This is a genomic window from Rhodococcus sp. BH5 (assembly GCF_027583855.1).
Taxonomy (GTDB): domain Bacteria; phylum Actinomycetota; class Actinomycetes; order Mycobacteriales; family Mycobacteriaceae; genus Rhodococcus_F; species Rhodococcus_F qingshengii.
This window is the reverse complement of the sequence record NZ_JAJHVW010000008.1, coordinates 1-18,932: the sequence shown is the minus strand read 5'-3', so window position 1 is coordinate 18,932 and position 18,932 is coordinate 1. Positions and strand designations below refer to the sequence as shown.

General features: G+C 63.5%; 18 protein-coding genes and 1 tRNA gene. 17 read left to right on the top strand and 2 right to left on the bottom strand.

The window, feature by feature from the left end; all coding sequences use genetic code 11:
* Positions 1-1,725, top strand: a complete 1,725-nt coding sequence (locus tag RhoBH5_RS20310) for a dipeptide ABC transporter ATP-binding protein (RefSeq protein ID WP_154100279.1) — start codon at positions 1-3, stop codon at positions 1,723-1,725.
* A gap of 56 nt (positions 1,726-1,781) precedes the next feature.
* Entirely contained in the window at positions 1,782-2,531 is a 750-nt protein-coding gene (locus RhoBH5_RS20305) for a hypothetical protein (RefSeq protein WP_003946100.1), read from the top strand.
* A 391-nt stretch (positions 2,532-2,922) separates the two neighbouring features.
* Here the strand turns inward: RhoBH5_RS20305 and RhoBH5_RS20300 are convergent, their stop codons facing one another.
* Positions 2,923-3,741, bottom strand: a complete 819-nt coding sequence (locus RhoBH5_RS20300; RefSeq protein ID WP_073513331.1) for an HAD-IB family hydrolase — start codon at positions 3,739-3,741, stop codon at positions 2,923-2,925.
* Positions 3,742-4,053: 312 nt separating this feature from the next.
* Here RhoBH5_RS20300 and ssd point away from each other — a divergent pair, with 312 nt between their 5' ends.
* The 7 genes from ssd to RhoBH5_RS20265 all read left to right on the top strand — a co-directional run bounded on the left by ssd (position 4,054) and on the right by RhoBH5_RS20265 (position 8,667).
* Positions 4,054-5,148, top strand: coding sequence for a septum site-determining protein Ssd (ssd, locus tag RhoBH5_RS20295; protein WP_003946126.1), 1,095 nt, complete (start codon positions 4,054-4,056; stop codon positions 5,146-5,148).
* Positions 5,145-6,326 carry a TadA family conjugal transfer-associated ATPase gene (locus RhoBH5_RS20290; RefSeq protein WP_003946116.1) on the top strand — a complete coding sequence of 394 codons (1,182 nt, stop codon included), beginning with the start codon at positions 5,145-5,147 and terminating at the stop codon, positions 6,324-6,326. The genes ssd and RhoBH5_RS20290 overlap by 4 nt, the downstream gene beginning before the upstream one ends.
* Positions 6,323-7,111, top strand: a complete 789-nt coding sequence (locus RhoBH5_RS20285; RefSeq protein ID WP_058038259.1) for a type II secretion system F family protein — start codon at positions 6,323-6,325, stop codon at positions 7,109-7,111. The genes RhoBH5_RS20290 and RhoBH5_RS20285 overlap by 4 nt, the downstream gene beginning before the upstream one ends.
* Entirely contained in the window at positions 7,108-7,692 is a 585-nt protein-coding gene (locus RhoBH5_RS20280) for a type II secretion system F family protein (protein ID WP_058038260.1), read from the top strand. Before RhoBH5_RS20285 ends, RhoBH5_RS20280 begins: the two co-directional genes overlap by 4 nt.
* A gap of 65 nt (positions 7,693-7,757) precedes the next feature.
* A complete protein-coding gene (locus tag RhoBH5_RS20275; protein ID WP_007732448.1) occupies positions 7,758-7,961 on the top strand; it encodes a DUF4244 domain-containing protein in 204 nt (67 codons plus the stop codon).
* Positions 7,961-8,320 carry a TadE family type IV pilus minor pilin gene (locus tag RhoBH5_RS20270; protein WP_047270007.1) on the top strand — a complete coding sequence of 120 codons (360 nt, stop codon included), beginning with the start codon at positions 7,961-7,963 and terminating at the stop codon, positions 8,318-8,320. The genes RhoBH5_RS20275 and RhoBH5_RS20270 overlap by 1 nt, the downstream gene beginning before the upstream one ends.
* Complete coding sequence (locus tag RhoBH5_RS20265; RefSeq protein ID WP_007732450.1) at positions 8,317-8,667, top strand: Rv3654c family TadE-like protein; 351 nt, start codon at positions 8,317-8,319, stop codon at positions 8,665-8,667. Before RhoBH5_RS20270 ends, RhoBH5_RS20265 begins: the two co-directional genes overlap by 4 nt.
* On the opposite strand, the gene RhoBH5_RS20260 is transcribed toward RhoBH5_RS20265, so the two are convergent.
* A complete protein-coding gene (locus RhoBH5_RS20260) occupies positions 8,660-10,948 on the bottom strand; it encodes a DEAD/DEAH box helicase (protein ID WP_270008779.1) in 2,289 nt (762 codons plus the stop codon). The two genes, RhoBH5_RS20265 and RhoBH5_RS20260, sit on opposite strands and share 8 nt — an antisense overlap.
* Positions 10,949-11,404: 456 nt before the next feature.
* Between RhoBH5_RS20260 and cspE the strand changes: the two genes are divergently transcribed.
* The 8 genes from cspE to RhoBH5_RS20220 all read left to right on the top strand — a co-directional run bounded on the left by cspE (position 11,405) and on the right by RhoBH5_RS20220 (position 18,367).
* Complete coding sequence (gene cspE / locus RhoBH5_RS20255) at positions 11,405-11,608, top strand: transcription antiterminator/RNA stability regulator CspE (RefSeq protein ID WP_003946117.1); 204 nt, start codon at positions 11,405-11,407, stop codon at positions 11,606-11,608.
* A gap of 185 nt (positions 11,609-11,793) precedes the next feature.
* On the top strand, positions 11,794-12,378 hold the full coding sequence (locus RhoBH5_RS20250; RefSeq protein WP_003946106.1) for a hypothetical protein: 585 nt from the start codon (positions 11,794-11,796) through the stop codon (positions 12,376-12,378).
* A 192-nt stretch (positions 12,379-12,570) separates the two neighbouring features.
* Entirely contained in the window at positions 12,571-15,507 is a 2,937-nt protein-coding gene (topA, locus tag RhoBH5_RS20245; RefSeq protein ID WP_003946104.1) for a type I DNA topoisomerase, read from the top strand.
* A gap of 33 nt (positions 15,508-15,540) precedes the next feature.
* Positions 15,541-16,770 carry a DNA polymerase III subunit delta' gene (locus tag RhoBH5_RS20240; protein ID WP_019746652.1) on the top strand — a complete coding sequence of 410 codons (1,230 nt, stop codon included), beginning with the start codon at positions 15,541-15,543 and terminating at the stop codon, positions 16,768-16,770.
* A gap of 30 nt (positions 16,771-16,800) precedes the next feature.
* Positions 16,801-16,873 (top strand) — tRNA-Thr (locus RhoBH5_RS20235).
* A gap of 121 nt (positions 16,874-16,994) precedes the next feature.
* Positions 16,995-17,564, top strand: coding sequence for an RDD family protein (locus RhoBH5_RS20230; protein ID WP_021342696.1), 570 nt, complete (start codon positions 16,995-16,997; stop codon positions 17,562-17,564).
* 30 nt (positions 17,565-17,594) lie between these two features.
* On the top strand, positions 17,595-18,017 hold the full coding sequence (locus tag RhoBH5_RS20225; protein ID WP_270008723.1) for a DUF2752 domain-containing protein: 423 nt from the start codon (positions 17,595-17,597) through the stop codon (positions 18,015-18,017).
* A gap of 152 nt (positions 18,018-18,169) precedes the next feature.
* Entirely contained in the window at positions 18,170-18,367 is a 198-nt protein-coding gene (locus RhoBH5_RS20220; protein WP_270008722.1) for a hypothetical protein, read from the top strand.
* Positions 18,368-18,932: the final 565 nt, after the last annotated feature.

Below are 18,932 nucleotides of genomic sequence, written 5' to 3'. Positions count from 1 at the left end.
ATGACCACCAAGGAAACTCTCACCTCGGAGGAAACTCCGTTGCTCGAGATTCGTGATCTCGAGGTGTCTTTCCAGTCCAATTCCGGTCCGGTTCCGGCAGTTCGAGGCGTCAGCCTGACCGTCTACCCGGGTCAGACGGTCGCGATCGTCGGCGAATCGGGTTCGGGTAAGTCCACCACCGCCCACTCGATCATCAATCTGCTTCCCGGCACCGGCAAGGTGACGGCAGGCGAGATCATCTTCGACGGCAAGGACATCTCGAAGGTCTCGGAGAAGGACTTCGTCCACATCCGGGGAAGCCAGATCGGTTTGGTTCCGCAGGACCCGATGTCGAATCTGAATCCCGTGTGGAAAGTGGGCTTCCAGATCGAGGAAGCACTGGCCGCCAACGGGATCGCCAAGGGCAAGGCAGCCAAGGTTAGGGCCGCCGAACTGCTCGAGGAGGCAGGACTCGCCGAAGCCGAGAGCCGGTTGGGGCAGTACCCGCACGAGTTCTCGGGCGGTATGCGTCAGCGCGCACTCATCGCGATCGGGTTGTCCGCTCGTCCGAAGCTCCTGATCGCGGACGAGCCGACGTCGGCGCTCGACGTCACCGTCCAGCGTCAGATCCTCGACCACCTCGACGGTCTGACTACGGAACTCGGCACCGCCGTTCTTCTCATCACTCACGATCTGGGCCTGGCCGCCGAGCGCGCCGAGCATCTGATCGTGATGAGCAAGGGTCGTATCGTCGAATCCGGTCCGGCACTGGAGATTCTGAAGCGTCCACAGCATCCGTACACGCAGAAGCTGGTCGCTGCTGCGCCGTCGTTGGCGTCGAAGCGACTCAGCTCGTCGGTGGTGCGCGCCGAGATTCGAGAACAGGCGGAAGAGGTCGCCGAAGCAGTCAAGGCCGAGGAAACTGCGGCAGAGTCCTTCGGCAAGGCGACCGACGACGTTCTTGTCGTCGATCATCTGACCAAGGTGTTCAAGCTGCGCAAGGGTTTCCGCAAGACCACCGACTTCACAGCCGTGAACGACGTGTCCTTCAAGGTCCGCCGCGGAACCACGACGGCGATCGTCGGTGAATCGGGTTCCGGTAAGTCGACGGTCGCGCAGATGGTCCTCGGTCTGCTCGAGCCCACTGCAGGCAACGTGGTCTTCGACGGTCAGGACGTGTCGAAACTCGGTGCGAAGGAAACATTTGCGTTCCGTCGTCGAGTGCAGCCGATCTTCCAGAACCCTTACGGCACGCTCGACCCGATGTACTCGATCTACCGCACGATCGAAGAGCCGCTGCGTACCCACAAGGTCGGGACCAAAGCCGAACGGGAGGCTCGCGTCCGCGAACTTCTCGACAAGGTCGGTCTGCCCCAGTCGGTCATGCGACGGTTCCCGAACGAGCTCTCCGGCGGACAGCGTCAGCGCGTCGCAATTGCGCGAGCGTTGGCACTGCAACCGGAGGTCGTGATCTGCGACGAGGCGGTCTCCGCTCTCGACGTGCTCGTGCAGGATCAGATCTTGACCCTGCTCAACGACCTGCAGGCAGAGTTCGGGTTGACGTACCTCTTCATCACGCACGACCTGGCCGTGGTTCGTCAGATCGCGGACAACGTGTTGGTGATGTCGCGTGGCTCGATCGTCGAATCGGCACCGATCGACGACGTGTTCGGTAATCCGCAACAGGACTACACCCGCAAGTTGCTCGACGCGATTCCCGGTGGGTCCATCAAGCTGGGAAGCTGACGCAACAGGTAGGTAGGCAAGTCCGCAGAGGGGCTGCAAGGGTACCGTCGTTGATCGTGACGGACCCCTTGCAGCCCCTCGTCGATCTTCCAGGCGTACGCGCCGCCGCCGATCATGCGCGCGATGCTCTGGGTGAGGTTCATCGGCACAAGACCAACCGTCGCGGTTGGCCCACCACTGCCGCCGAAGCCGCGGTTCGTGCCGCGCGCGCTTCCGCATCGCTCGCCGGTGGCACCACCGAATTGCCGACCGAGGGCATGGCCGGTGATCCGATTCTCGCGGGTGCTCTGCGCGTGGCTCAGGCTCTCGACGGCGACAGCCTTCCGCTCATGGAGTCGACGTGGAAGCGCGCCCCACTTCAGGCTTTGGCCCGGCTGCACCTGTTGGCCGCGGCGGATCTCGTCGAGGACGCAGATCAACTGGGGCGGCCACGGTCGGATCGCGGAGTGGGGGAGCGGTTGGACGCTCTCGCCCAACTCGTTACAGGCGGAACCAGTGCACCGGCACCTGTTCTGGCGGCCGTCGTACACGGAGAACTCTTGGCGCTGAGCCCGTTCGGCACCGCTGACGGCATCGTCGCCCGCGCGGCCTCGCGTCTGGTTGCGGTCTCGTCGGGGCTGGATCCGCACAATCTCGGGGTCCCCGAGGTCAGTTGGCTTCGGCGACCACAGGCGTACACGGACGGCGCGGCAGGATTCGCTTCGGGAAATCCGGCGGGCGTCGGCAGTTGGGTGATTCTGTGCTGTGGTGCTCTCGAAGCCGGTGCGCGAGAGGCGACTTCGATTGCCGACGCCGCTACCGGATAGTCCGGCAAATTGCCCCTGCCGGAACATAACGAACGGGCGGCGCTGCCGATAAATCGACTTCGCCGCCCGTCAGCACGGACTACTCGTTACCAAGCGTGCTCGGTGGGTTGTGTGGGTGGCCTCGGCGAGGGATCGCACTTTCTGAGGTCGTCCCCGCAACCTGTGCGGGGTCCTCGCTCAAATTGAACGAATCTCGCAGGCCCACAACGCTTCTGCCCTTATAGTGGCTTGTGCTCCGCGTGGGTGCCCTAGTGCCCGTGCTAGGAATTTCGGTTGGGGAAACGGTCCTTCTCTTCCGAGCCGTTCCTGGCCTTCCGTTCTTCCGTAACTCCTTTGTACCCTGTGTCCGGGCTCACAGCAAGTACCAATTTTTGTTTGTGGGCCTTGGATTTCAGCGTTTCCGGCGCAGTAGCCCGAAGGTCATGGCGCCGGCCACCAGAGCTGCGATTCCCACCGCAGCGGTAGTAGCCACCGTGGTCGTGGACTGGGCCGACAATCGGGCACGAAGTGAGACCGGATTCGAGAAAGTCAGTATGGGCCAACCGTTTACGGCCGCTTCCTTGCGCAACGCTCGATCGGGGTTGACTGCGGTCGGATGTCCGACAGCCTCGAGCATGGGTAAATCCGTCACCGAGTCGGAGTAGGCGTAACTGGCGGCGAGGTCGTAACCGTACTCCGCGGCGAGTTTTTCCATGGCTTCGACCTTGCCGGGGCCGTAGCAGTAGAAGTCCACCTCGCCGGTGTAGTGGCCGTCTTCCTCCCTCATCGACGTCGCGACGGAATGGGTGGCGCCGAGGGCGCGGGCGATCGGTGCGACGATCTCTTCACCCGAAGCAGACACGACGATGACGTCGTGTCCACGCAGCTTGTGATCTGCGATCAGATCGGCCGCCTCGGCGAAGACGAGTGGATCGACGATGTCGTGCAGAGTCTCCGCGACGACGGCCTTCACCTGTTCCACGTCCCAGCCCGCACACATCGCCGTCAGATGCTCGCGCATGCGCTCCATCTGATCGTGATCGGCGCCGGACAGTAGAAACAGGAATTGCGCATAGCTGCTCTTGAGAACCGAGCGTCGATTGATCAGACCCTGTGCGAAGAATGGCTTGCTGAACGCCAGGGTGCTCGACTTCGCGATGATCGTTTTGTCCAAATCGAAGAAAGCGGCTGTCCGCCCGGTCTTCAGTCCGTTCGCAGGCTTGTCGGTCACAGGATTGAGGATAGTCCGACAGGCGGTTCGTGTGCTCTCCGGCAAGCGTCCTCTTTCGGCGAAAAACAGCAGTTCAGTGCAGCTCAGGCTTGCATTTCTCGCCGATGGCGGGTGTAAGATCGTTGCTGTTCGATTCGTTCGAACTAGTTCAGCCCGACCCCCCGGGGCTGAACTCAGACGGCCCCCGCCTCCTCCCCCCATTGGCGGGGGTCGTCCTCTGTCTCAGGCCTGTTTCTCCCCAACCTCCCAGTTGTCCACAGGGTTGTTCGGCCCACTGTTTTCGGTGCCGGTGCTCGTTCAGGCTCTGCAGTCATGAACACGACGATCAGCTCTCAGGAAACCGGGGCTCCCATTCTGGTTCTCGTCGACGACGCGAAAATCCTCGCGAGCGTGCGACGCGTCGCTGCCGCGGTGGACCGCCGGCTGGACGAGGCCGAACATCCCGTGTCCCGGCAACAGTGGAACCGGGCCTCGGCGGTGGTACTGGACGCGTCGGCGGCGCGAGATGCTCTGGCTCGTTCCCCCAAGCGAACGCGAGTGTTCCTCGTATGCGACGGCACACCGACCGTCGACGATTGGAAGAGCGCCACCGCGATCGGAGCTGACAGCGTTCTGTCCTTGCCCGAGGAAGAGAACGCGCTGGTCGCAGTTCTGGCCGACCACGTCGACGTCAGTGGTGACGGCACCGTCGTGAGCGTGGTGGGTGGTTGTGGCGGCGGCGGAGCCTCGGCAACTGCTGCGGCAGTCGCGTTGACGTCGGCGGCACGTCACGTCCCGACGCTGTTGGTGGACGTCGACGCACTCGGTTCCGGCGCCGACGTGCTGTTGGGTATCGAGACTGCTCCCGGATTACGTTGGGGTGCACTGACCGTCGAGGGCGGGCGGTTGTCCCCGGATGCGCTGCGCGATGCACTGCCGGCGAAGGGAAAGTTTCTGAGGGTTCTGGCGAGCAGTCGCCGGGAGATCGACGGTCCGACAGTGACCGCCGTTCGCGCCGTGCTGGACGCAGGTCGCAGTTCCGGCGGGCTCGTGGTCTGCGACGTGCCACGTCATCCCAGCGAGGTAGGTCAGGCCGTGTTGGAGATGTCGGATTCGGTGCTCGTGGTGGTTCCGGCCACCGTGGCCGCATGCGTCGCGGCCGAGAAGGTCGGAGCCTGGGTGGTGCGACACAACTCCAACGTCGGGCTCGTCGTGCGTGGGCCGGCACCGGGAGGCCTACGCGGCGCCGATGTGGCAGACATGCTCGGCCTGCCCCTGACGGCCGTGATGCGCGGCCACCGATCGCTGGCGCCGATGCTCGAGCGTGGTGGCCTCGAATTGACCCGCGGTTGTCCGTTGAGTGTGGCGGCAACAGCGGTACTCGACGCCGTCGAATCCGGCGCACGCCCGCGCAGGGCTGCGGCATGAGTGCGTTGGTCACGGCCGAACTGCTGGACCGAGTTCGCGAGCGATTGACGGCGTCGTCGGTCGCCGAGCCGACGGCGGCCACCGTTGCCGATGCCGTGCGAGCCGAGTCCTCCGGCGTTCTGGCGGACACGGATCTGTTGGAGGTCGTCAGGGTGCTCCAGACGGAACTGACAGGCGCGGGGCCGCTCGAACCTCTACTGCACGAACCCGGGGTCGCCGACGTACTGGTGACCGCGCCGGATCAGGTCTGGGTGGACCGCGGGGTCGGCCTCGAAAGGTCGGGGGTCCGGTTCACCGACGAGGCAGCCGTGCGTCGACTGGCGCAGCGGTTGGCACTGTCGGCAGGTCGACGCCTCGACGACGCCCAACCGTGGGTCGACGGCCGCCTGCGGGGCGTCGGCGACGGGCACTTCGGGGTACGACTTCATGCCGTACTCGCACCCGTGGCCCAGGGTGGAACCTGCGTGTCACTGCGAGTGTTGCGGCCCGCAACACAGGGTCTCGACGCGCTGTCCGCCCACGGCGCCGTGGAACCGGACGCGCGGGAGCTCCTCAATCGCATCATTTCTTGTCGCTTGGCTTTTCTGGTGATCGGCGGGACCGGTGCGGGAAAGACCACGTTGTTGTCCGCCATGCTCGGCGCGGTCGACCCGCGCGAGCGAATCGTCTGTGTCGAGGACGCGGCCGAACTGGCGCCGCCGCATCCGCACGTCGTCCGCCTCGTCGCCAGAGCTCCCAACGTCGAGGGCGTCGGAGAGGTGACGGTGCGCGATCTGGTTCGGCAGGCACTGCGGATGCGTCCCGATCGCATCGTCGTCGGTGAGGTCCGCGGCGCAGAGGTGACTGATCTGCTCACGGCGATGAACACCGGCCACGACGGCGGCGCCGGCACCGTTCACGCCAATTCGCCCGAAGAGGTGCCGGCCAGACTCGAGGCGTTGGCGGCGCTCGGCGGGATGGATCGCCACGCGTTGCACAGTCAACTTGCCGCGGCAGTTCAAGTGATCCTGCACGTGCACAGATTGGCTGACGGATCGAGGCGTCTCGAACAGATCGGTGTCATCGACCGCGGTGCGGACGGGTATGTACGAATCATGCAGGCGTGGCCGGACGGCGGTTCGGGTCGTGAGCGGCTCGAGCGGATGTTCCGGCTTCGCAATCGAGAGGTCGGGACGTGACGGTTTCCCTCTTGGCCTTCGCGTTGGCGGTCTCGATTGCGCCGGTGCGGGATTCACGTGCTCGGCTCGCTACGTACACCCCGAGCGTCCGCAAGCCCTCCCGGCAGATTCCGTGGCAGTTCGTCGCCGCATTTCTCGCGATTTCGGCCGCGTGGATCCTCGGAGGTCTTCCGGCAGGGTGTGCGGCTGTCGTCCTCGCCGGGACCCTGATCCTCCGTGGCCGACGCGCGAATGCAGCCGAAACCCGGGATCTCTCACAGAAGATGCTGCTCTCCGGTCTGGAGGTGCTGATCGCCGAGCTGAGCGTCGGCGCGCATCCTGCAGCGGCCAGTTCTGTTGCAGGCGAGGAATGTACCGGAGAAGTGAGTGCCGTATTCCGTTCCGCTGGGGCCAGGGCGCGTCTCGGTGGTTCTGCCGCAGCGGCCTTCGCGGTACCGGATTCGTGCATCGAGCGTGAGTTCTCCCGCATCGGATCCGTCTGGCGGGTCGCAGACCAACACGGGCTGGCGCTGGCGGAACTACTCGGCGCCGTCCGGACGGACATGTTGGGACGTAGACGCTTTCGTCAGCGTACCGAGGCCGGGTTGGCGGGCGCTCGGGCGACCGCTGCGGTGTTGGCCTTTCTCCCGCTGTTGGGGATCGGTCTCGGGCAATTGATGGGGGCTTCGCCGCTGCGCGTGCTGTTCGGAGGTGGGCTCGGCGGCGTGCTCCTGGTGATCGGAACCGCTTGTGTCTCAGCGGGTCTGCTCTGGACCGACCGGATAGCTGCGAAGGTCACGTCGTGAGTTGGGCATCCGTGGTGATGATGGCGTTGGCGCTCGCGATCATTCCCGATCGGCGCGGTGCTTCGGCCAGGGCGGCAGAAATTCTCTTCGCGGACACAACAACAGAAAATTCGGTTTCAGTCCCGGACAAGCCGGATCCACTCGCAGTTGCCGCAAGTCTCGACCTTCTCGGGGCCTGCCTACGAGCGGGGCTTCCCGTCTCCGCCGCGATCACAGCGATGGCGTCGACGGCACCGAAACCGATGGCCGACTCGCTTCGTCGCGTTGCCGACCTTCTGGCGCTCGGTGCCGATCCCGACGCCGCGTGGAGCGAAGCCGCTCTCGATCCCGATACCGAGGCGCTCGCCAGAATGGCTCGGCGTTCCGCCCGTTCGGGTTCGTCGCTGTCCTCATCCATGGCCGAACTCGCCGAGCGCAGTCGAGGTGACGCCGAGGATCTTGCTGCTGCCGCAGCCGAACGCGCGGGAGTGCTGATCAGCGGTCCACTCGGGCTGTGTTTCCTGCCGGCGTTCATCGCCTTGGGCATCGTCCCGGTGGTGATCGGGCTTGCCACGACTGTGCTCGGTAACGGCCTGCTGTGAGCCGGATCCGAGTGAAAGCTCCTGCGGCAGAAGTGCTGCCAAAGGTTTCGATTGAAGGGGGAGAAATGATTTCGAAGACGTTGAGGACGGTGTCGGCCAGATTTGCGCTGTTGGTTGCCGAGGACGACGGCATGTCCACCGCGGAGTATGCGATCGGCACGATTGCGGCTGCCGCATTCGGTGCCGTCCTGTACACGGTTGTCACTGGCGACTCCATTGTCTCGGCGCTGACAGGCATCATTGACAAGGCGCTCAAGACAGCTGTGTGATGTTGTCCACGAGAGGTATTCGGCAAGCCGACGACGGCGCCGTGACGGTGGAGGCCGCGATTGCTCTGGCTTCGATCGTCACGGTGGTCGTGCTGTGTGTCGGTGGAGTCCTGGCGGTGTCGATGCAGGTTCGGTGTGTCGACGCCGCTCGTGAGGCCGCGCGGTTGGTGGCACGTGGTGATCGTGAGTCTGCGGTCGCCACGGCCCGCCGGATCGCACCCGAAGATGCGTCGATCTCGGTGGAGATCGTGGACGGTTTTGCCGTTGCCGTTGTCAGCGCCGAGAGTGCGTTGCTGCCGTTGGTCGACATTTCTTCCGAGGCGGTGGCAGCTGTGGAGTCGGGAGTGGAGGAGGGGTGAACCTACGTGACGACGAAGGTGTTGCCACGGTTCTGGCGTGCTGCGTTCTGGCGGCGATCGTGATGGTGACCGGTGGGATGCTGCATGTCGGTTCCGCAGTGGTGGCTCGGCACACGGCTCAGTCGGCCGCTGATCTTTCGGCTCTCGGCGGTGCGGGCGCCTTGGACGGCGGCGACGAGTCGGCGTGTGAGATGTCCGCGGTGATCGCGGAGCGGATGCGTACGGTGCTCGAGGAGTGCGAGGTGCAGGGGTGGGATGTATTGGTCGAGATACGCGCACCGGTGTTGTTGTCGGGCTTCGGGATCGGGGATGCGCAGGCTTACGCGCGTGCGGGTCCGGTCAGCTGATGGTGTCGATGACGGCGGTCAGAACCTTGACCGCGCCGTCTTTGTCGAGTGGGTCGTTTCCGTTGCCGCACTTGGGTGAATAGACGCAGGACGGGCAACCGTGAGCGCACTCGCAGGAGAGTATGGCGTCGCGCGTCGCGGTGAGCCATCGGGACAGTTCGCTGTGCCCTCGGTCGGCGAACCCGGCGCCGCCGGCATGACCGTCGTAGACGAAGACGGTCGGGAGTCCGGTGTCCGCATGCATCGCGGTGGACACTCCGCCGATGTCTCCGCGGTCGCAGATCGCCACCAGTGGCAGCAGGCCGATTGCGGCATGTTCGGCGGCATGCAGTGATCCGGGGAACCGTTCGGGCGGGACCCCGATTGATTCGAGGAGTTCCGGCGTGACCGTGTACATCACTGCCCTGGTGGGCAAAGTGTGTGCGGGCATGTCGAGTTCGATCGAGTCGAGGACTTCACCCGAAGTCAACCGTCGTAGGTATCCGACGACTTGATGTGTCACCTCGACCTGGACGAGAGCGACGGCGATGTCGCCGTAGTTCTTGTGCTCGAGTTGTTCGGTGATCGTGATTTCGGTGGTCTCGCGGGCCGAGGTGGTCCAGTCCGGATTCTCGGTGTGTACCAGTGCGAGTCCGACGTCGAGGTCCAGTTCGTCGACGACGTAGGTCTCGCCTTGATGGATGTGCACGGCGCCGGGATGAACTGTGGCCGGAGCGCGGCCCGCGTCGACAGTGCCCAGCATCCGGCCGGATTCACCGTCGACAATGGCCACCTGAGTTCCGATGCCGCCGCGAATGTCCAAAGAGCCGTGGGGGTTCGAATCGGCGGTGACGAACCATCCGTGCTTTCGGCGCCGGATCTTGCCTTCCTCGGACAGTCTCGTCAGAACCTCGAGAGCCCCGAACGCGTCCACCTCGGCATCGGAAAGTGGGAGTTCCATTGCAGCGCAGAGAAGTTGTGGTCCCAGGACGTACGGATTTCCGGGATCTGTCACCGTCGCCTCGACGGGTTTGTCGAGTACCGCTGACGGATGGTGAACGAGGTAGGTGTCGAGTGGATCGTCGCGGGCGATCAACACGACGAGTGAACCCTCACCGCGTCGCCCGGAGCGACCCGCTTGCTGCCAGAACGAGGCGACGGTGCCCGGGAAGCCTGCCACGACAACGGCGTCGAGGCCTGCGATGTCGACGCCGAGCTCCAGTGCGTTGGTGGTGGCTGCGCCCAGCAGTGTGCCGTCGGCGAGTGCAGCTTCCAGTTCACGTCGGTCCTCGGCCAGATATCCGGCGCGATACGACGCGACTCGCTCGGCGAGGTCCGGGTCCACCTCGGCGAGTAGACGTTTGGTGGCCATCGCGGTCAGTTCGGCGCCGCGGCGGGAGCGGACGAAGGTGAGAGTGCGGGCGCCTTCGATCATGAGGTCGGCCATGATCCGGGCTGCTTCCGCGCCCGCGGGACGTCGTACCGGGCTACCGTTTTCGCCGGTCAATGCCTCGAGTAGCGGAGGCTCCCACAGTGCGACGGTGCGTGGGCCGTGAGGCGATCCGTCTTCCGTGACCTCGCTGCAGTGTGCGCCGATGAGCCGCGAGGCCGCTGCGCCGGGATCTGCTGTGGTCGCGCTGGCCAGGATGAAGGTAGGTTCGGCGCCGTAACGGGCTGCAATTCTGCGTAATCGCCGGATCACGAGCGCGACGTTGGATCCGAAGACTCCCCTGTAGGAGTGGCATTCGTCGATGATCACGTATTTCAGGTTGCGGAAGAAGTGTGCCCATCGCTGATGGGTGCGGAGCAGCGAAATGTGGATCATGTCGGGGTTGGTGAAGAGCCAGCGTGAGTTCTCGCGTGCCCAGGTGCGGAGTTCCTGCGAGGTGTCGCCGTCGTACGCACTGGCGTTCGTGCTGCGAAGTTCGACGTCGAAGTCGGTGAGGGACAGCACTGCTCGCAGTTGATCCGAGCCCAGCGCTTTGGTGGGGGAGAGGTACAGGGCAGTTGCGAGCGGATCGGTCGCCATGGCCGTCAGCACCGGGAGTTGGTACGCCAGTGACTTACCCGACGCCGTACCGGTGGCCACGACCACGTGTTTTCCGGCGTAAGCGAGGTCGGCGGCCTCACTCTGGTGGATCCACGGGGACCGCACGCTGTGCTCGGCGAGCGCGCGTACGACGCTGGGGTGCACCCACTCCGGCCATTCGGTGAACTCGGCTACGCGAGCAGGTAACTGCGCGGTGAACATCAGTGGTTTTTCGCTTCCACTGACCCCGGCGACGACCCGATCGAGCAGCATCTGCCCGTAGGTCTCGCCAGGCTTCCCTCCCGGGGCGGGGATCGGGGAAGGTGCGTTCACGTGACTCTCCGGGCTCGGCGTTGGGGTGTGGCGGCAATCGGAAACTGTCGCTACCTGCAGTTTTGATGATACGCAACGGTCGGCGGTCTTGGTGGAACCGGGTGCTCGGCGCGCGAGCGGGAAACCACGATCGTGGGCTGTTTTTCTCGTAGCGAACTTTTAACGTTTTTAGTTCCCTTTTCGACTGTTGTGCACGCGGAGAACATGGTTGACTGACAATCGGTCGCAGCTTCTGTGTTCGTAGGCTTGAGAAAGTGCACGCTCGCAGGATCGTTGTTGCGGGCGCGGTGCTCTGCCTTTCCTGAGGGGGAAATAAAGACGTACAGCGGTCGGAACCGGCCCGGTGGACTGTAAGGGCTGTTCACCGAATCCGGTGTTAGAAAGAGAAGGAAAAGCATGGCACAGGGCACTGTGAAGTGGTTCAACGCTGAAAAGGGCTTCGGCTTCATCGCTCCCGAAGACGGTTCCGCAGACGTCTTCGTTCACTACTCCGAAATTCAGGGCAACGGCTTCCGTACCCTCGAGGAGAACCAGCGTGTGGAGTTCGAGGTCGGCCAGGGCACCAAGGGTCCCCAGGCTACCGGCGTTCGCGCGGTCTGATTTTTCCGCTCACTTGCTGAGCGAATAGTTCGGACAGTATTTGTCCCCCATCGCATCCGTGCGGTGGGGGACAAATCTTTTCGGGCTGGGTTAGTACTTTCCCTGTCCGAGGTGAATGCACGCAGCTGTTCGGCCACGGCCGGTCGTCTATGCCGTCGATACCTTCGTGGCTTACGTTTCACTCTGTGAGCCAACTGTCCTTTTTCTCTGCCGAGTCGATTCCACCTGCCGTGACGGACCTTGCCGGAATGCTGGCCGGACCGGGGCAGGTCGTGACCTCGGAGGATCGCGCGCGGATCTCGATCGTCGTGGATCGGGACTGGAGAGCGCAGGCCGTTGCCGAGTTGATCGCGCAGTGCGGACTCGGGGCCGAGGTGACGCGTAGCGAAGAAGGCAGCCCACTCGTCCGAACTCAGTCGACGCCCGCACTCCTTCCGCTGTCCGTGCAATGGACCAAGGGAGCAGTGAAGGCGGTGCCGGTCGGGTGGGTTCCTAATTCTCGCCAACTCCGAGTGTGGGCCGTCGCCGCCGGCCGACTCGAAGAAGGCGGTGAACGATTCGTGTTCGGCCTCGACCCCCATGCGAAGGAGACACACGCACCGCTGGCTCAGGCCTTGATGAGGGTTGGTATCGCGCCGACTCAACTGGGTAACCGGACACCGGGTCCGGGGCTCCGTGTGTCGGGAAAGAAGAGACTGACAAAGCTCGTCGAATACCTCGGTGAGGCGCCGAAACACGTCGACACCTCGGTCGCCTGGCCACACGTCTGACAGTGCTGATGCCGCGTGTCCAACGGTGCTCATGCCGCGTGTCCGACGGAGCCCATACTGTACTGATCTGCACGAATGTCTTGCGGGTATGTCACTCTGTAAAGAGAGACACGGGGTATAACTTGCTCCACACGTCTAGTTCTGAAGATCTGCCGACGGCAGTGAACGTCCAAAGGAAGGCTCGGGCAGCAGGTGGCTAAAGCGGACAACGGCAGCGGTCAGGGAGCGTCCGGTAACCCTCGTCGCCTCGTGATCGTCGAGTCACCGACCAAGGCGCGCAAAATCGCTCCCTACCTCGGTAAGGACTACGTCGTAGAGGCATCGGTCGGTCACATTCGCGACCTCCCGCGCGGCGCAGCAGACGTTCCGGCCAAGTACAAGGGCGAGTCATGGGCCCGTCTCGGCGTCAACGTCGATCACGACTTCGAGCCGCTCTATGTCGTGAGCCCGGAAAAGAAGGGCAAGGTCGCCGAACTCAAGTCTCTGTTGAAGGACGCCGACGAGCTCTTCCTCGCAACTGACCCCGACCGCGAGGGCGAGGCAATCGCCTGGCATCTCCTCGAGACTCTCAAGCCCAAGATTCCGGTTCGTCGAATGGTCTTCCACGAGATCACCGAGCCGGCAATCCGTGCTGCCGCCGAAGACACCCGCGAACTCGACACCGACCTCGTCGATGCTCAGGAAACCCGCCGCATCCTCGACCGTCTCTACGGTTACGAGGTCAGCCCGGTTCTCTGGAAGAAGGTCATGCCGAAGCTCTCGGCCGGCCGCGTCCAATCGGTGGCCACTCGCGTCATCGTCCAGCGTGAACGCGAGCGCATGGCGTTCAAGTCGGCGTCGTACTGGGACATTTCCGCGACGCTCGACGCCGGTGCAGAGGCCAGCCCGCGTAGTTTCGGTGCTCGCCTGGTCTCCGTCGACGGTTCGCGTGTCGCCTCCGGCCGTGATTTCGGAGCTGACGGAAAGCTCAAGGGCAGCGCGGTCACTGTGCTCGACGAGGCGTACGCGCGTCGTCTCGCGGAAGCATTGCAGGGCGTCGACCTCACGGTTTCCTCCGCCGAGGACAAGCCGTACACCCGCAAGCCTTACCCGCCGTTCATGACGTCGACGCTCCAGCAGGAAGCCGGACGCAAACTTCGTTTCACGTCCGAGCGTGCAATGCGCATCGCACAGCGTCTGTACGAAAACGGCTACATCACCTACATGCGTACCGACTCGACGACTCTCTCGGAGTCGGCGATCGCTGCCGCTCGTGCGCAGGCCACCGAGTTGTACGGTCCGGAATACGTGCATCCGACGCCGCGTCAGTACACCCGCAAGGTCAAGAACGCGCAGGAAGCCCACGAGGCGATCCGCCCCGCCGGCGACGTGTTCCAGACCCCGGGTCAGCTGCACTCCAAGCTCGATTCCGACGAGTTCAAGCTGTACGAACTGATCTGGCAGCGGACCGTCGCTTCGCAGATGGCCGACGCCCGCGGTACGACGTTGACGCTTCGCATCTCCGGCACGGCAGGCACCGGCGAGGACTGCACGTTCTCCGCTTCGGGTCGCACCATCGTGTTCGCCGGCTTCCTCAAGGCTTACGTCGAGAGCGTCGACGAAGAGGCCGGCGGTCAGTCCGACGACGCCGAATCCAGGCTTCCGGTGCTGGTCAAGGGTCAGGAAGTCACGGCCACCAAGCTCGATCCGGACGGGCACAGCACCAACCCGCCCGCTCGCTACACAGAAGCCAGCCTGATCAAGACGCTCGAAGAACTCGGCATCGGCCGTCCTTCGACCTACTCGTCGATCATCAAGACCATCCTCGATCGCGGATACGTCTACAAACGTGGCAGCGCGCTGGTTCCGTCCTGGGTGGCGTTTGCCGTCATCGGGCTGCTCGAGGTGCACTTCGGCCGGCTGGTCGACTTCGATTTCACGGCAGGAATGGAAGACGATCTCGACGCGATCGCCGGTGGCCGTGAGCAGCGTGGCAACTGGCTGAGCAGCTTCTACTTCGGCGGCGAGACAGGCGCAGAGGGATCGGTCGCCCGCGAGGGCGGGCTGAAGAAGATGGTCGGTGTCAATCTCGAGGAGATCGACGCTCGCGAGGTCAACTCCATCCGACTGTTCGACGACGCCGAGGGTCGCGAGGTTCACGTGCGCGTCGGCCGGTTCGGCCCGTATCTCGAGCGCATGGTTCAGAACCCGGACGATCCCGAAGGCGATTTGATCTCGCAGCGGGCAAATCTTCCCGATGACCTGCCACCGGACGAGCTCACTCCCGAGTACGCCGAGAAGTTGTTCTCGACGCCTCAAGAGGGCCGCAAGCTGGGCGTCGACCCGCTGACGGGCCACGAGATCGTCGCGAAGGAAGGCCGCTTCGGTCCCTACGTGACCGAGATCCTGCCCGAACCGCCGGCCGAGCCGGAACCGGACATCGTTCCCGTCACCGCTCCCGAGCCGGAAGAAATCAGCTCGGGCAGCACCAAGACTGCGGTGAAGAAGGCCGCGGCCAAGAAGGCGCCTGCGAAGAAGGCTGCCAAGAAGGTCGCAGGCCCCAAGCCGCGGACCGGATCGCTGCTCAAGTCCATGGACTTGGCGACGATCACCTTGGAAGATGCGCTGCGTCTGCTGTCGCTTCCGCGCGTCGTGGGTGTCGACCCCGAATCGAAGGAAGAGATCACCGCGCAGAACGGCCGTTACGGTCCGTACCTGAAGAAGGGCACGGACTCACGCTCGCTCGCCAACGAAGAGCAGATGTTCACCGTCACGCTCGACGAGGCCCTCAAGATTTACGCCGAGCCGAAGCGTCGTGGGCGTCAGGCGTCGGCAACGCCTCCGCTGCGTGAGTTGGGCGTCGATCCGGTCAGCGAGAAGCCGATGGTGATCAAGGACGGCCGATTCGGTCCGTACGTCACCGACGGCGAGACTAACGCCAGCCTTCGCAAGGACGACGACGTCGAATCCATTTCCGATGCTCGGGCGTCGGAGTTGCTGGCTGATCGTCGTGCGCGCGGCCCGGTCAAGAAGAAGGCAGCAGCCAAGAAGGCTCCGGCCAAGAAGGCCGCTGCCAAGAAAACAGCCGCAAAGAAGGCCCCGGCAAAGAAGGCCGCCGCCAAGAAGGCTCCGGCGAAGAAGGACTCGTAAGGCTTCGTCGGTGCCGACGGTTAGGGTTTTTGCATGAGTACTGAAGTGGCCGAACGAGGTGTGTTCGGTCGGCTGGTGGGTCAGCACGACGTCGAGCAGAGCCTGCGTGATGCTGCACTGTCGGCTCGTGGCGATTCCAGCGGCTCGGAGATGACCCACGCGTGGCTCTTCACCGGGCCACCCGGCTCTGGTCGTTCGGTGGCTGCTCTCTGCTTCGCCGCTGCCCTGCAATGCACCTCCGACGGTGCACCAGGGTGCGGTGAGTGTCATGCGTGTACGACGACGATGGGTGGAACCCATGGTGACGTACGACGGATCATCCCCGACGGCCTGAGCATCAGCGTCAAAGGCATGCGCGAGATAGTCAACATCGCTTCGCGTCGACCGACGACGGGGCGGTGGCAGGTGATCGTGGTCGAGGATGCCGATCGTTTGACCGAAGGCGCAGCCAACGCCCTCCTGAAGGTTGTCGAGGAGCCGCCGGACCGCACGGTCATCCTGCTCTGCGCGCCGACGACCGATCCGGAAGACATGTCTGTCACCCTCCGATCGCGGTGTAGGCACATGCCGTTGGTGACGCCGTCCGTCGAATCGATCGCCCAGGTACTGATCGACCGCGACGGGCTGGATCCGGAACGGGCGAGAATCGCCGCATCGATCAGCGGCGGACATGTCGGCCGGGCTCGGCGTCTCGCCACCGACGAGAGCGCGCGCGACGAGCGTCAGCGTTCGCTTCGACTTGCCGCAGACGCGATCGGGGCTTCGACGGCGTACAAGGCCGCAGAGAACTTGGTGAAGTCGATCGAGGCTGACACCAAGGCGTTCTACGCCGAACTCAAGGAACAGGAGCTCGAGGAGCTCAAGGTTTCCTTGGGTGGTGGTGGAACCGGCAAGGGAACAGCCGGGACTCTGCGCGGATCGGCTGGTCTGATCAAGGACCTCGAAGCGCGTCAGAAATCGCGCGACACCCGGGCCCGCCGCGATCTTCTCGACCGGACGCTGATCGACCTGGCCGGCATGTACCGGGACGCGCTTTCCTATTCGCTGGGGTCGACGTCGACGGCGACCCATCCCGACATGGCTCGGCAGGCCGCCGAGTTGGCTGCACGAACGTCCCCGGAGGGGTTGCTCAAGTGCATCGAAGCGGTGCTCGAATGCCGCGAGGCCGTCGACTTCAACGTCAAGTTGCAGTGGGCGCTCGATGCGATGGTTGCCTCCATCGGAGCCGCTTTCCGACCCCCGTTTTCGCGATCCGGGGGTTGACCAGATAGACTCGCCACCGCCGAAAGGCACGCTGCCTTAGCTCAGTCGGTAGAGCATTTCACTCGTAATGAAAAGGTCGAGAGTTCGATTCTCTCAGGCAGCTCAGCCAAGAGCCCCACACCCGGAAATCCGGATGTGGGGCTCTTGTCGTTAGTTCCCAATTCTTGCGTATGTGCGGTTTATCCTGAGTTCGGCGAACACGTGCCTGAACAGGAGAGACCTCGATGTCGGATCAGAACTGGGGACCAGGCCAACCATCGCAGAATCAGCCGCCGTACGGGCAGATGCCGCCGATGCCGCCGCAGGGTTATCAGCCGCCGACGCCCGCCTATCCGTACGCAAGCTGGATCTCTCGGGTGTTTGCGTCAATCCTCGACGGCTTTGTCGTTCCGCTCCCCGGCGTCATCCTCGCGGGCATCGGAGCAGTGATCGCGTTCTCCGGATCCGAAGTGACCACATACGACGACGGCAGCGTGAGCGCTGAAGGCGGTAATCCGGTCGGGGTGATCGTCATGGTCGTCGGCATACTGGCGATCTTCTTGATCGAGGTGTGGAATCTCGTCTTCAGGCAAGGGAACACCGGACAGACGCTCGGCAAGAAGTGGCTGGGAATTTCGGTGATTCGGGAGTCCGACGGTGTGCCTCTCGGCCCGGTGATGGCGCTGCTTCGTTGGATCATGATGGCGATCCTGGGTGGCGCCTGCTTCCTCAACTATCTCTGGCCGCTCTGGGACTCGAAGCACCAGTGCTGGCACGACATGGTGGTCCGGTCGGTAGTCGTTCGCGCCCGCTAGTCGCTGCCGGGGTCTCTTACAGTGGGTGCCATGGAGTTGGAAGCGGTCACAAGTCGACGACGCTCGCTGGCCGCACCCGTCGGTGTTGCTGCAGTGGCCGTGACGGCCGGCGCGGTACTCCACTTCCGTGATCCCCACAGCGCGGGTAGTTACGGCGTTTGTCCGATATACGCGTTGACGGGATTGTGGTGCCCGGCGTGTGGTGGCCTTCGTGCGGTCAATGACCTGACTAATCTGGATATTGGCGCCGCAGTGTCCAGCAATGCCTTGATCGTGCCGTTTATCGCGGTGTTGGTGATCGCGTGGATCGGTTGGACAGTGCGCCGTTGGAAAGGCACGCGGGATCGCATGATCGTGCTTCGGCCGACTGTGACGATCGTGGTGCTCGGAGTTCTCGTTGCATTTACGGTTGTTCGAAACACCCCGTGGGGGAGCTGGCTCGCGCCGGCGTGACGGTAAGAGGTCGACATGGCACTGCAGGTTTTTTCGCTCATCGTTCTGCTCGGCGCGCTGATCATCTTGATTCCGACGGCACGACGTGTCTTCGGCAAGAAGGACGACGAGTAGGCCTCGACAACTGGGCCCGCGCGGCACATGCTGGCGGTATGGCTGATTCGTTGAAAGCCCGCGTCAAGGAAAAGTTGCTGAGGCAACTCGCCGAGGACGGTCGGCACCCGATTCAGGAAGCTGAGGGTGACGATCCGCGGTTGGTGTCGATCAACGACGATCTCGAAGCGTTGGAGCAGGCCGCGGAAGGCGATCCGATCGTCGAAGAACTGGCCGAGAGGTACTGGGTTCCGTGAAGTTAACCGACCGCAGTGCTCTGACCTGGCGATTTGGTGTTGTGTTGATCTTCGCGTAACTTTGTCCAGGTCAGAGCGACACGGACACCGACTCCCACCTGCAAGGGTGAGTGACACGAGGTTGTACGAAGTGCCTGGCGAACACAATCCAGTTTTTCTTCACGGGGTTCCGGTTTGCGCCGGTGGCCAGGTTGGGATAGGCTGGAAAAGTTGCCCCGGAGCGGCGGCCATAGGGTCGTGGTGATGGTGTGTGCGTGTTCTTTGAGAACTCAACAGTGTGTCGATGAATGTCAGTGCCAAATAATTTTTGGTACTTCACATATCGGATGATGTTCCGGGCCTTCGGGTTTCGGTTCTGATGTTCGGGGTGTGAGTATTTTTCGTCGGTGATTGTTCATTCTTCCGTCTGAATGATTGCCGACACATTTTTTGCTAGTTGAGTTTTTTTGCTAGTGATTTGACTCTTTTTGTCTATGACTGATTAGCCGGCCTTCGGGTTGGTGATATCTAGAGTCTTCAACGGAGAGTTTGATCCTGGCTCAGGACGAACGCTGGCGGCGTGCTT

Coding starts and splice junctions, on each gene's coding strand:
- RhoBH5_RS20225 (WP_270008723.1), top strand. CDS start 17,595: ATGGAGTTGGAAGCGGTCACAAGTCGACGACGCTCGCTGGCCGCACCC.
- RhoBH5_RS20230 (WP_021342696.1), top strand. CDS start 16,995: ATGTCGGATCAGAACTGGGGACCAGGCCAACCATCGCAGAATCAGCCG.
- RhoBH5_RS20275 (WP_007732448.1), top strand. CDS start 7,758: ATGATTTCGAAGACGTTGAGGACGGTGTCGGCCAGATTTGCGCTGTTG.
- RhoBH5_RS20290 (WP_003946116.1), top strand. CDS start 5,145: ATGAGTGCGTTGGTCACGGCCGAACTGCTGGACCGAGTTCGCGAGCGA.
- RhoBH5_RS20310 (WP_154100279.1), top strand. CDS start 1: ATGACCACCAAGGAAACTCTCACCTCGGAGGAAACTCCGTTGCTCGAG.
- RhoBH5_RS20270 (WP_047270007.1), top strand. CDS start 7,961: ATGTTGTCCACGAGAGGTATTCGGCAAGCCGACGACGGCGCCGTGACG.
- RhoBH5_RS20220 (WP_270008722.1), top strand. CDS start 18,170: ATGGCTGATTCGTTGAAAGCCCGCGTCAAGGAAAAGTTGCTGAGGCAA.
- RhoBH5_RS20240 (WP_019746652.1), top strand. CDS start 15,541: ATGAGTACTGAAGTGGCCGAACGAGGTGTGTTCGGTCGGCTGGTGGGT.
- cspE (WP_003946117.1), top strand. CDS start 11,405: ATGGCACAGGGCACTGTGAAGTGGTTCAACGCTGAAAAGGGCTTCGGC.
- ssd (WP_003946126.1), top strand. CDS start 4,054: ATGAACACGACGATCAGCTCTCAGGAAACCGGGGCTCCCATTCTGGTT.
- RhoBH5_RS20260 (WP_270008779.1), bottom strand. CDS start 10,948: ATGCTGCTCGATCGGGTCGTCGCCGGGGTCAGTGGAAGCGAAAAACCA.